Annotated in this window: 11 protein-coding genes; 3 read left to right on the plus strand and 8 right to left on the minus strand. The window is 63.8% G+C overall.

Going from position 1 to position 12,264, the window contains the following annotated elements:
• Positions 1-32: 32 nt before the first annotated feature.
• From NGR_RS10335 to NGR_RS10365, 7 genes are all read right to left on the minus strand, one after another.
• Positions 33-758 carry an amino acid ABC transporter ATP-binding protein gene (locus NGR_RS10335; RefSeq protein WP_015888215.1) on the minus strand — a complete coding sequence of 242 codons (726 nt, stop codon included), beginning with the start codon at positions 756-758 and terminating at the stop codon, positions 33-35.
• Positions 736-1,395: an amino acid ABC transporter permease gene (locus NGR_RS10340; RefSeq protein ID WP_015888216.1), complete on the minus strand. Its 660-nt coding sequence runs from the start codon at positions 1,393-1,395 to the stop codon at positions 736-738. Before NGR_RS10340 ends, NGR_RS10335 begins: the two co-directional genes overlap by 23 nt.
• Positions 1,392-2,063, minus strand: coding sequence for an amino acid ABC transporter permease (locus tag NGR_RS10345; protein ID WP_015888217.1), 672 nt, complete (start codon positions 2,061-2,063; stop codon positions 1,392-1,394). Before NGR_RS10345 ends, NGR_RS10340 begins: the two co-directional genes overlap by 4 nt.
• Positions 2,064-2,126: 63 nt before the next feature.
• Positions 2,127-2,912 (minus strand): transporter substrate-binding domain-containing protein, encoded by a 786-nt coding sequence (locus NGR_RS10350; RefSeq protein WP_015888218.1) that lies wholly within the window; start codon positions 2,910-2,912, stop codon positions 2,127-2,129.
• A gap of 28 nt (positions 2,913-2,940) precedes the next feature.
• Entirely contained in the window at positions 2,941-3,669 is a 729-nt protein-coding gene (locus tag NGR_RS10355; RefSeq protein WP_015888219.1) for a GntR family transcriptional regulator, read from the minus strand.
• Between the two features lie 405 nt (positions 3,670-4,074).
• Positions 4,075-6,837, minus strand: coding sequence for a DNA translocase FtsK (locus NGR_RS10360; protein WP_164924122.1), 2,763 nt, complete (start codon positions 6,835-6,837; stop codon positions 4,075-4,077).
• Between the two features lie 353 nt (positions 6,838-7,190).
• Positions 7,191-8,060 (minus strand): ferritin-like domain-containing protein, encoded by an 870-nt coding sequence (locus NGR_RS10365; RefSeq protein WP_015888221.1) that lies wholly within the window; start codon positions 8,058-8,060, stop codon positions 7,191-7,193.
• Between the two features lie 353 nt (positions 8,061-8,413).
• On the opposite strand from NGR_RS10365, the gene NGR_RS10370 reads away from it, so the two are divergent.
• Entirely contained in the window at positions 8,414-9,568 is a 1,155-nt protein-coding gene (locus NGR_RS10370) for an acyltransferase family protein (protein WP_015888222.1), read from the plus strand.
• A gap of 139 nt (positions 9,569-9,707) precedes the next feature.
• Positions 9,708-10,112: a DoxX family protein gene (locus tag NGR_RS10375; RefSeq protein WP_015888223.1), complete on the plus strand. Its 405-nt coding sequence runs from the start codon at positions 9,708-9,710 to the stop codon at positions 10,110-10,112.
• A 2-nt stretch (positions 10,113-10,114) separates the two neighbouring features.
• On the opposite strand, the gene NGR_RS10380 is transcribed toward NGR_RS10375, so the two are convergent.
• Positions 10,115-11,116 carry a LacI family DNA-binding transcriptional regulator gene (locus NGR_RS10380; RefSeq protein WP_015888224.1) on the minus strand — a complete coding sequence of 334 codons (1,002 nt, stop codon included), beginning with the start codon at positions 11,114-11,116 and terminating at the stop codon, positions 10,115-10,117.
• Positions 11,117-11,319: 203 nt separating this feature from the next.
• On the opposite strand from NGR_RS10380, the gene NGR_RS10385 reads away from it, so the two are divergent.
• Entirely contained in the window at positions 11,320-12,234 is a 915-nt protein-coding gene (locus tag NGR_RS10385) for a sugar phosphate isomerase/epimerase family protein (RefSeq protein ID WP_164923996.1), read from the plus strand.
• Positions 12,235-12,264: the final 30 nt, after the last annotated feature.

Consider the following 12,264-nt stretch of genomic DNA (forward strand, 5'->3'; position numbering starts at 1 on the left):
ACAACCGGCCGGCATTCCTGCCGGCCGCTCTCTCAATGGACCCCGAGAAATTGTTTCAGCTCCGGCGTCTGCGGATCGGCAAAAACCGCCTCCGGCTCACCGATCTCGTGGACGCGGCCCTGATGCATGAAGACGACGCGCGAGCAGACGTCGCGGGCGAACCTCATCTCATGCGTCACCATCAAAAGCGTCATGCCCTCGGCGGCAAGCTCGCGCACCACCGCCAGCACTTCCGCGACCAGTTCCGGATCGAGCGCCGAAGTGATTTCGTCGCAGAGCAGCGCGATCGGCTGCATCGCGAGCGCCCGGGCGATCGCGACGCGCTGCTGCTGGCCGCCGGAAAGCTGGTCCGGATAGGCATCGAATTTCTGGCTGAGTCCGACGCGCTCCAGCATCTTGCGGGCCATCTCCTCCGCCTCCGGCTTCGGCGTCTTCTTGACGACCATCTGCGACAGCATGACATTGCCGCCAACCGTCAGGTGCGGAAACAGGTTGAACTGCTGGAAGATCATTCCGACCTTCAGCCTCAGCGCCTTCAGATGCGCCTCGTCGTCGAGAAGCTGGGCGCCGGCGACCGAGATCGAGCCGTCGCTGATCGTCTCAAGGCCGTTGATGCAGCGCAGCAGCGTAGACTTGCCCGAGCCGCTCTTGCCGATGATGGCGATCACCTCGCCCGGCTCGACATCGAGATTGATGCCCTTCAACACCTCGTTCGACCCGAAGCTCTTGCGGACGTCAGTGATTGCGATGAGCGACATTGAGCTTCCTTTCGAGGATCTGGCTGCTCTTGGACAAGGGCCAGCAGAGCGCGAAATAGATCAGCGCCACTAGGCCGTAGACGGTGAAGGGCTGGAAGGTGGCGTTGGTGACGACGGTGCCAGCCTTCGACAGTTCGACGAAGCCGATGATCGAGGTCAGCGCCGTGCCTTTGATCACCTGCACGGAAAAGCCGACGGTCGGCGCCACGGCGATCCGCATCGCCTGCGGCAGGATGACGTAGCGCATCTGCTGCAGCCGGCCCATGCCGAGGCTGGCGGAGGCCTCCCATTGCCCCTTGGCGATCGCCTCGACGCAGCCGCGCCAGATCTCGCCCAGGAAGGCGGCGCTCCAGAGGATCAGCGCCAGCCCCGCCGCAAGCCAGGCCGGCACGTCGATGCCGAAGAGGCCGAGCCCGAAAAAGGCGATGAACAGCTGCATCAGCAGCGGCGTCCCCTGGAACAGCTCGATGTAGTATTTCGCAACCGCTCGCAACGACTTGCGTTTGCTGATCCGCAGGAAGAGCAGGACCAGCCCGACGAGGCCGCCGCCGAGGAAGGAGACGAGCGACAGCAGGATCGTCCAGCGGGTGGCAAGCAACAGGTTGCGCAGGATGTCCCAGATGGTGAACTCGATCATCCGGCCGCCCTCTTCGGAAAGATCAACCAGCCGACCGTGCCGAGCACCTGGCGGAGCAGGATGGCCAGCAGCAGGTAGACGGCGGTCGAAACCATATAGGCCTCGAAGGCGCGGAAGGTGCGCGACTGGATGAAGTTGGCGGCAAAGGTCAGGTCCTCGGCGGCGATCTGCGAGACGACGGCGGAGCCGAGCATGACGATGACCACCTGCGAGGAAAGTGCCGGCCAGATACGCTCGAGCGACGGGATGAGCACGACGTGGCGGAAGGTTTCGAAGGGCGTCATGGCAAGGCTTGAGCCCGCCTCGAACTGGCCCTTCGGCGTCGCCTGGATGCCGGCCCGGATGATTTCGCAGCTATAGGCGCCGAGATTGACGACCATGGCGATATTGGCGGCCTGAAGCTCGCTGAGTTTGAGGCCGAGCGATGGCAGGCCGAAGAAGATGAAGAAGAGCTGGATCAGGAACGGCGTGTTGCGGATCAGCTCCACATAGGCGGCGACGACCGGCTTCAGCCACGCCGGCCCGAGCGCACGCACCCAGGCACAGACGATGCCGAGCGAAATGCCGGCCACCGCGCCGACGGCGATCAACTGGATCGTGATGGCGATCCCCTTGGCGATCTGCGGATAGTATTCGACGAGCCAGCCGAATTCGAATTGGTAGTTCAAGGCGCACCCCTGTTTGCAAACGGCGGTGACGCCACCCCGCTCGCGCGGAGTGGCTTGGGGTGATCAGAGCTCGGCCGGCAGGCCGGTGCCGAGCCATTTCTGCGCAATGGCGTTGAGGCTGCCATCGGTCTTGGCGGCCGCGATGATGCCGTTGACCTTCTCGAGCAACGCCGGCTGTTCCTTGGAAAGGCCGATGTAGCAGGGCGAGTTCTTGATCAGGAACTTGAGCTCCGGGCGCTTCGGCGGGTTCTTGGCGAGGATCGCCGCTGCGACGACGTTGCCGGTGGCGACCGCTTCGACCTGGCCGGACAGGAAGGCTGAGATCGTGCCGTTGTTGTCCTCGTAGCGCTTGATGACCGTGTCGGCCGGCGCGATCTTGGTCAGTTCCAGATCCTCGACGGCGCCGCGCGTGACGCCGATGGTCTTTCCGGCAAGCTCTTCCGGCTTGGCGGCGACAAAATCGGCCGGCGCGAAGACGCCGTTGTAGAAGGGCGCGTAAGCCGCGGTGAAATCGATGACCTTTTCGCGGTCCGGGTTCTTGCCGAGGCTCGAAATGACGAGATCGACCTTGTTCGTCTGCAGATAGGGAATGCGGTTGGCGCTGGTGACCGGTACGAGCTCGACCTTCACGCCAAGCTTCTCGGCGATCAGGTTCGCCATGTCGATGTCATAGCCGACGGGCGCCATGTCGGGGCCGACGCTGCCGAAGGGCGGGAAATCCTGCGGCACGGCGACGCGGATCGTGCCGCGGGCGGTGATGTCGCCGAGCGCATCGGCCTGGGCAATAGAGCCGAAGCCGATCGCAGCGGCCATGGCCGTCATGGCGACGAACAATCTTCTTGAAAGCATTAAGGCATTCTCCTCTGTTGATTTATGGTTAGCTTTTGCGGGGTGCATTCGAAGACACGGCCGCCGTCTGCGGCGGCAGCGAAAGAGAGCGCCGGAGATCGGCGAGCGGATCCGGGCGGCGGGTGAGGTCCAGCCCCGTCTCGACCTCGTCCAGGTGTTCGACGGAAAGTTCTGCCGCTTTCAGGAAATCCCCCTCCTCCATCGCCGCGACGATGCGGCAATGGCCGAGATGCGACTGCATGGCGTGGAAGTCGGACTGGTAGAGCAGGGAGATCAGGATGGTGCGCGCCGTCAGGTCGCGCAGGATCTCGACAAGGATTGTATTGCCGGAAAGCTCGGCAATGCGGATGTGGAAATCGCCCATCAGGCAGGTGAGGCGCTGCCGGTCGCCATCGGCGATTGCCTGCTTTTCCTCGGCGAGATGCGCATGGAGCGTGTCGCAGCCGCCTGTCGTCAGCTCCTCCATGCTGCGCAACAGCCCCGCCTCGATGACACGCCGGGCCGCATAGACCATCATCGCCTCTTCAGCCGAGGGCTCGACGACGAACCAGCCGCGCCGCGGGCTGACCTTGACGATGCCGCGCTGTTCGAGCCGCATCATCGCTTCGCGCACCCGGGTGCGGGATACGCTGAAGAGGGAGGCCACCTCGCTCTCGCCCAGCCGCGTGCCGGGGCGGATACGGGCGGACAGGATGCCGGAGACGATGGCTTCGTCTATGCCGGCCTGATCGTTCTGTTGTGGCGACAAATCTTGCATACAAGTCTGGAAAGCAAGCGTCGTGCCAAGATCGATGCATGATGTTTATCAATGGTTTAGGTGACGGCTGCCGATGTCACTGGCGAGGAAATCGCCATGCGCTCATTTTTTCATCAGGATTTGGAGCGGGCGGCGACGGGAGCAGGCGCGCAAAACCCCTCTGGCCTGCCGGCCAACCCCCCCACAAGGGGAACCACAAGGGGGGAGACGAGTCGCGGCAACCGCGCACTTCAACGGAAAGGCTGATACTGGCAGAGCCCCTTGATGGGGCAGAATGCGTGCTGCAAATATTCTTCCCCCCTTGTGGCCCCTTGTGGGGGAGATGGCCGGCAGGCCAGAGGGGGTGGCATCGGCCACCACCATTCCGCTGGCGCAAAGCGGACTGCCCCCCATGCGGCCCTTTGCTCAATCCATATCGCCGTCGTCCGGCTTCACCGCGTGATCGCGGTTGCCATGGATGATCTCGCGCTTGCCGACATGGTTGGCCGGGCCGACGAGGCCTTCCTTTTCCATCCGTTCGACCAGTGAGGCGGCGCGGTTGTAGCCGATGCCGAGGCGGCGCTGGATGTAGGAGGTCGAGCATTTCTTGTCGCGCAGCATGACCTTGACCGCCTGCTCGTAGAGTTCGTTGCCGTCTTCCGCGGCGATCGCGCTCTTGTCGAAGACGGCGCCCTGATCTTCTTCTTCCTCCTCTTCCTCCTCGTCCGCCGTGACGGTCTCGAGATATTCGGGACGACCTTGCGTCTTCAGATGCGCCACCACGTGCTCGACCTCGAGGTCGGAGACGAAGGGGCCGTGGACGCGGGCGATGCGGCCGCCGCCGGCCATGTGCAGCATGTCGCCCTGGCCGAGGAGCTGTTCGGCCCCCTGCTCGCCGAGAATGGTGCGGCTGTCGATCTTCGAGGTCACCTGGAAGGAAATGCGGGTCGGGAAGTTCGCCTTGATCGTGCCGGTGATGACGTCGACCGAGGGGCGCTGGGTCGCCATGATCAGGTGGATGCCGGCGGCGCGCGCCATCTGGGCGAGGCGCTGGATCGCCCCTTCGATCTCCTTGCCGGCGACCATCATCAGGTCGGCCATCTCGTCGACGATCACGACGATATAGGGCATCGGCGCCAGATCCATCTCCTGCTGCTCGAAGAGCGGTTCGCCGGTGCCCTTCTCGAAGCCGGTCTGCACCGTCGCCAGGATCGGCTCGCCCTTTTCGCGGGCGGCAGCGGCGCGCTGGTTGTAGCCGTCGATGTTGCGAACGCCGAGCCGCGACATCTTGCGATAGCGGTCCTCCATCTCGCGCACCGCCCATTTGAGCGCCATCACCGCCTTCTTCGGATCGGTGACGACCGGCGTCAGGAGGTGCGGGATGCCGTCATAGACGGAGAGTTCGAGCATCTTCGGGTCGACCATGATCAGCCGGCATTCCTCCGGCTTCAGCCGGTAGAGCAGCGACAGGATCATCGTGTTGATCGCCACCGACTTGCCCGAGCCGGTGGTGCCGGCGACGAGCAGATGCGGCATCTTGGCAAGCTCGGCGATGACCGGCTCGCCGCCGATCGTCTTGCCGAGGCAGAGCGCCAGCTTGCAGCCGGTCCTCTGGAAATCATTGGACTCGATCAGCTCGCGGAAATAGACGGTTTCGCGCGTCGCATTCGGCAGCTCGATGCCGATGACGTTGCGGCCGGGCACCACCGCGACGCGGGCCGAGAGCGCCGACATCGACCTGGCGATATCGTCGGCAAGGCCGATGACGCGGGAGGATTTGACGCCGGGCGCCGGCTCGAATTCGTAGAGGGTGACGACCGGCCCGGGGCGTACATGGATGATTTCGCCCTTGACGCCGAAATCCTCGAGCACGCTTTCGAGAAGCCCGGCATTCTGCTCGAGCTGCTCCTGGGTCATGAAGAAGCCCTGGCCCTGCGGCGGCTCCTGCAGCAGTTCCTTGGCCGGAAACTCGTAAGCGTCGCCCACCTGGAGGCGATCGCCGCCACCGATCGGCGGAAACGGCGAGGAGGAACGCTGCACCACGGCCGGCATGGTGATCGCCGCCTTGGTGACGGGCGAGTCGGGAACCGGCGCGATTTCCTCGGCCTTGACGGCCACGACCGGCTCCACGGTCTCGGCCGGTGCGGCGGCTGTGGCCGGTCCGGCATCCTCTTTGGCGTCTCGGGTCTCGGCAGGAACGGGCGCGGCGAAGGCTGTCGCCGCCGGCCGGCATTCGACCACCCGGAACATCGAGGTGATTGCCGTCGGCGGCTGCCGGCGGATTTCCACGGGCATGGCGACGGGCTTCGGCGCCGGCGCGATCTGCGCCGGCGGTTTCACCGGTTGCTTCACCGGCTCGACGGCGGCCTGCGGGGCAGCCGCGATTTCGAGCGGCATGAATTCGAAGAAGGCATGATCGGATAGGTAAGAGAGGCGCGCATTCGTCTCGTTGCCCGTCACAATGTCGTACGCATCGGGGGTGGCCTCGAGCCCGTCGGGGACCCCCAGAGCGACCTCGAGCGCACTGACCGCAGGCGTCGACACTTCGGCGGCCACGGACGACCTACCGACCGCGACCGCCGCCGCATCGGCCGCCGGCTCCGCATTGCGCATCTGTGCAGGACGCCAGGATGGAAGCTGCTGGATCAGCACCCGCAGGAGTTCGGAGGGACTGTGGGCCGGCGCCTCGGGTTCGATCGCGGCGGGCGCGGCATCGGCGGGCGCCGCCTCGGCGACGACCTCCGGCTCGGCACTCTCGGCCGCAACCGCCTCGACCTCGGTGTCGTTCTCATCGGCGACCGGCGGGCGGCGCTTCATGAATTCGCGTTCGGGCGTGCGGGTGAAGCGGACGTTGGGCGACAGGAAGAAATGGCTCTCCCAGCCGTCCTCGTCCGATTGGCCGGTGATTTCGGCAAGGGTCGGCAGCGGATCGCGCGTCGAGGCGGTGACCTGGGCCGGGGCATAGGCCGAACCGTGGCCGTAAAGACGTGCTGCGCGCCCTGTGTAGCCCGTGTCGTCCGTCCCCCGACGCGGCGCTTCCGGCGCCTCGAACAAGTGGTCCTGCGCCGACGCGCGGTTCGTCTGGACATGCGATTCGACCGGTGCTCCCGGCTGCGGAAGCTCGAAATCATCCGCCACATCTGCATCATGAAAAGCTGCTGTCGAGAAATTTGTCCGGGGAATACGCATGGCCTGAAACTCGAAATTCATCATCGAAAGGGCTGTCCCTAGCGAATAGGAAATGAAGGTTAACAACTCCCTTCCAGGGACGCCCGCCGGGTGGGTGTTCCCTCCCGCATGAAGGCGCCCCGACGCGTCTTTCAGGCGGCACTTTCGAGGTTTTCCGGGCCTTCGACACGACGCCGCGCCGCTAAGGAGCGCCGTTCAATTTCTGTTTCAGATCACGGAGATTTTTGCCGCCTGTGGCAAAGTCGCCGGGGCCGCCACCAGCGCCGCGCGCCTTATCAGGCGCGCGAAGCTCGCTGGGGCACTCCCTAAGGAGACATGCGGTAGGTGGGTCTCGCCTGCTCCCGGCGATCCGTTCAGGTGCTCACGATCTTTCCATTCATCCCGTTCGGGTAGAAGCCACCCTTGGTCGCACCCTCCTGATCGGTGAGATAGACGATGCGCAGCACCTCTTGCGGCGTCCGGGTGAAGGCGATCGCATCCGGCGTCGAGGGAACGATGTTCGCCTTGCCCTCCATCTGGAGGGGTTGGTCCTTGTCGTCCGACCCGTCGATCTTGTCGCGTGCATCGGAAACCGCGGCGGCCGCCTTCCAGGCCTCTTCGCCCATTCTGTAGAGCGTCGAGCGCGCCATGCCCATGTGGTAGGCCTCGACGGCGAGGATTCCGGCAGCGGCAGCGAGAAAATCCTCGTTCTTCAGGACAGTCGCGGCGCCGGCATAGGCGGTGACGCCGACATCCTCGAACAGCATGCCGCCGAGCACGAAGTTCATCTCGTTGCCGAAGGGGTCGAAGTCTCCCAACCCTGCCGCTTTTGCAACGGCGGCAAAGCCGGCATCGAAATCGATGGCCGGCCGCGACACGGCAGCGTCACCAAGGGTCTTGCGGTAAAACTTGACGTGAGCAAGTTCGTTTTCCGCCACCTCGCTCATGAACTCGCCGACCGCCGGCGTATCGAACGAAACCTGCTTGCCGCCGGTTACGGCACCGGCCTCTCCACCCGCATCGGCATCGTCGATCCCTTTGCCGGTCGTGCCGCGCAGGTAATACTCGGCTTCCATGTATTCGAGGTTGAGGGCGAACTGGAAGATATCCTCGTCCATCAGTTCGGTGGGTTCATCGGCGCGCGAGACTCGAACCAGGCCCGCGGTCGAGGCGAGCGTTCCTCCAAGGCCCAACTGCAACAGGCGGCGGCGCGGCAGATAAAGTGAAGGTATCATGCGGGTCATGGCTTTCTCCCAAGCCCGCCCGGAGTCAATTTTGGCGCCCTGGATCAGGCGGGCCAATTCAGGGGTCCAACATCATCGACTGCGAAAGGTTCCGGAGCTGAAAATTCCCCCGAAGGAAAAGACTGAAACCCTCGGCTTTCGGCGGTATCCGAAACCTCGCAATTCTCTGTGCCATTGGATGTCGCAGCGTCGAATTCGTTCCCGACAAGAGGAAATTTCCGCCGCGGCGACAGCCCCTGGTCGCCTCCGTCCCTACTTAGTATCGCCTTAGTCCGCCTCTAGGGCTTCCCTTGTGCGTCGCAACATAGCACGCGGCAGTAACCTTTAGTTGCTAATAAGGACGAAGTGTACTGATGGCCGACTATGATCCCCGCAATACGCGAATCGATTGTCTGGATGGGCTGCGAGGGCTGGCGTCCCTCTGGGTGATGATCGGCCATGCGCTGTTGCTGACGGGCTGGCGCCTGCCGGTCCTGTCCGAGCCCGATCTCGGCGTCGACCTGTTCATCATGCTGTCGGGCTTCCTCATGGTGTTTCACTATCAGCTGCGGGCCGGCAAGGAGCCCTGGGAGCTGGCCTCGACCTGGGCGAGCTTCTGGCTGCGGCGATTCCTGAGGATTGCGCCGCTCTACTATCTTCTTCTGGCCGTTGCCTTCGTGCTCGGCGCCTGGCTGTTCGAATCGAGAATGGTTATCGACGCCTTCCTCGGCCGGACGCCGCAATCGCCGCAACGCTATCTGGACAACGGGCTGACCAACGGGCTGATGCATGTCAGCTTTCTTTTCGGCCTCTCTCCCGACTATGCCTACCGGACTCCCCTGCCCGACTGGAGCATCGGGCTCGAAATGCAGTTCTATGCTGCCTTTCCCTTCATCATGCTTCTGCTCAAGAAATCCGGCTGGCTGAAAGGCGCGCTGTTTACAGTCGTCATTGCCGCAGCGATCGTTTCGGCCGCGAGCCTCCTGGGGATCCACTTTCCCATGCCGGCATTTCTACCGTTGAAGATGCATATCTTCCTGTGCGGAATGCTCCTGGCGCTTGGTCTTCACGCCAACAGATCGAAGGCAGTCCTTCACGCCGCGGCCGCCATGGCGCTCGTCCTTCTGCCGATCGGCGGCGACATAACGGCGACGAAGATGCTGATGCGGGTCCTGCTTGTCGGCGTGTTCTTCGCGCTCATCCATCATCGCCTCGCCGGCGACGTGCTGGGCGGCGTGCTTCGCGCCGTGTCGACGTCCCTCGGCAACAGGTTCTTCCACTGGCTCGGCGAGCTGTCATTCGGCGCCTATCTCTGGCACCTCATCTTTCTGCAGCCGATTGCAGCTTATTTTATCGGCGCATTCGGTGACGCGATGTCACCGGCTGCACGCTTCGCCGCGGTGACCACGATCCTGGTGCCCTTGGTTTATGTGGCTGCCTGGGCAACGTTCCTTGCGGTCGAACGACCCGGTCAAAAACTGGCAAAGCGCTTGATCGGCAGATGGAAGGCCCAGCCGGTCAGGGCATGATGCAAGCCGATGCACGCAAGACAGTTGCGACCGAGCGAACAATGCGGGATGCTCCGGACACAATCTCAGGCTTCAACGACACAAGCGGTGCGCGGCGTCGTTAACTCTTCGCCGGCCACCGCCCGAGAAAGGATCCGGCATGAGCAACAACCCTGCGCTTCAGAGCATCCTCGCCCTCATCGGTCGCCTGCTTCTCGCCGCCATTTTCCTTTCGTCCGGTTTCGAGAAACTAGCCGACCCAACCGGAACGATCGGGTACATTGCGGCGGCCAACCTGCCCCTGCCCTCGGTCGGCTATGCCATCGCCCTCCTGGTCGAACTGGGCGGCGGCATCCTTCTCGTCCTCGGCTATCAAGCCCGCTTGGCGGCGCTCGTTCTCGCAATCTTCACCCTGGCGTCGGCTCTCGGATTCCATACGAATTTCGCCGACCAGAACCAGATGATCCATTTCATGAAGAACCTCGCGATCACCGGCGGCTTCCTGCAGACCGTCGCCTTCGGCGCGGGTGCCTTCAGCCTGGACGGACGGTCCGGCCGCGCCTGACATCAAAGGTTCTCCGGCGTGATCGTCAGAAACCGCACCGGTTCGGGACTCACCTCGACGTCGATCAGACCCAGCGACTTCAAGGTCAGATCGATCGAACGCCGCGCCTGGATCTCCGGCGCCTGGTCGAGAACGATCGACATGACGCCCGAACGAAGGGCGCGGCGCGACTGATCGGAGAGCTCGTGGCCGACCCAGAAGATGCGCCGCGACGCATGCTCCTTCAGCACCGCGGCGACGGATCGGTTGTCGCCGCCGGCGGTGTAGAGCCCGATGATCTCCGGGGCGTCGCGCAATGCGCCGCGCAGCAGCTCCATCGAATTGAGGTCGTCGTCATAGTCGAACATCACCTGCCTGAAGAGGTGTTCGCCCGCGTGCTCGGCGAGATAGGAGGAGAAGCCGCGGATGCGTTCCTTGTGGTTTTCATAGGCGCCGCTGTGGCAGAGCGCCACGAAGGGACCTGACCGCCCGACGAGCATCCTCGACATGTAGTAGGCGGCCGTCCTCCCCGCCGCATAGTTGTCTATCCCGACATAGGGAAGTTCCGGCGCCGGTCGAGTCATGATCTGCACCACAGGCGTGCCGCGGCTCGCGACCGCCCTCAGGCTTACCACGACCTTCGGATGGTCGGGCGCCACGACGATGAGGGCAGAGCGGCGGACGGCCGGATTGGCGATGTGGTGGGCGAAGTCGACCGGGTCGTTCTCGCGCGCGAAGGTGCGATGGACCACAATGCCCTTGTCCAGCAGGGCGGCGATCCGCTCGAAGGCCTGGTTCATGCGGGAATAGAAGCTCGTGTCGGGTCTCACCAGGACCACCTCGATACGGATCAGGCCCCGATGAGCTTGCGGCAGTCCGTGCCGGTAGTTGAGCTTCCGGGCTGCGAGAAAGACCTTCTCGACCGTTTCCGGGCGAGCCCCGCCGCGGTCGTTGAGGACGCGCTCGACGGTCGCCGTGCCGACACCGGCCTCCCGGGCCACATCCTTCAAGGTCACCTTGGTCAAGAGACTCTTCCTTCGAATTCGCGTTTCAGCCAAGCATCCCGCAAGGCCTCGGTCAATGATCAAATTTGATCACGGAAGCTTTGGAAACCCACGGCGCCCCCCGGTATTCTGTCCCGCAGTTCGGGAGGAAACCGAAGTCGAAGACCGGTCGGAAAATGTCGCCCACTGCCGAGCAATGGGGTGGGACCAAGGAGGAGCTACCCGTGAAGATCGCACTCGACCCCTATATGCACCGCCACCTCGGCTTGCACGACCTGTGCCGCAAGGCGGCGGAGCTCGGCTACGAATATATCGAGCTGTCGCCGCGCGATGATTTTCTCCCCTGGTGGGTGCGGCCGCGTGCCCACAAGGAGCGGATCGCCGAGTTCAAGTCGGCGCTGAAGGACCACGGCGTTCAGCTCGCCTCGATCCTGCCGATGTACCGCTGGGCGAGCCCGCACGAGGACGAGCGCCAGGCGGCCGTGCACTACTGGAAGGAAGCGATCCAGGTCTCCGCCGAAATGGGCTGCGACACGATGAACTCCGAATTCGGCCGCGGCCCCTCGCCGGACCGCAGCCACCGCTCCAACTGCTGCGGCGGCATGCACACCCATGAACACAGCGAGGCGGCCTGGTGGCGCTCGATGGAAGAGCTGGTGCCGGTCTTCGAGAAGGAAGGCGTGACGCTCAACATGGAGCCGCACCCGGAAGACTGGTGCGAGACGCTGCATCCGGCGATCGACATGCTGAAGACGATCGGCTCGAAGAACGTCAAGTTCCTCTATTGCGCGCCGCACACTTTCTATTTCGGCGACGACATGGCGAAGATGATCCGCGACGCCGGCCCGCTGATCGCCCATGTGCATGTCGCCGACACCTATAACCACAAGGCGTCCTCCGGCCTGCGCTACATCATCAACCCGCCGGGCGCCAAGGTGACGATCCACCAGCACATGGACATGTACCAGGGCGAGATCAACTGGGACGTCTTCTTCTCCTCGCTCGCCGAGGTCGGCTTCGACGGCATCGTCACCGCCTGCGTCTTCGGCTGGGAAGACCGCGCCGACGAATCCGGCCGCTTCATGCGGGCCGAGATCCAGAAATACGTCGACAAGTACTGGCCGGCCAAGCGCGCGTAAGCGGTAACTTACCTAAATAGGACAAGATTC

This window comes from Sinorhizobium fredii NGR234 (genome assembly GCF_000018545.1).
GTDB lineage: Bacteria > Pseudomonadota > Alphaproteobacteria > Rhizobiales > Rhizobiaceae > Sinorhizobium > Sinorhizobium fredii_A.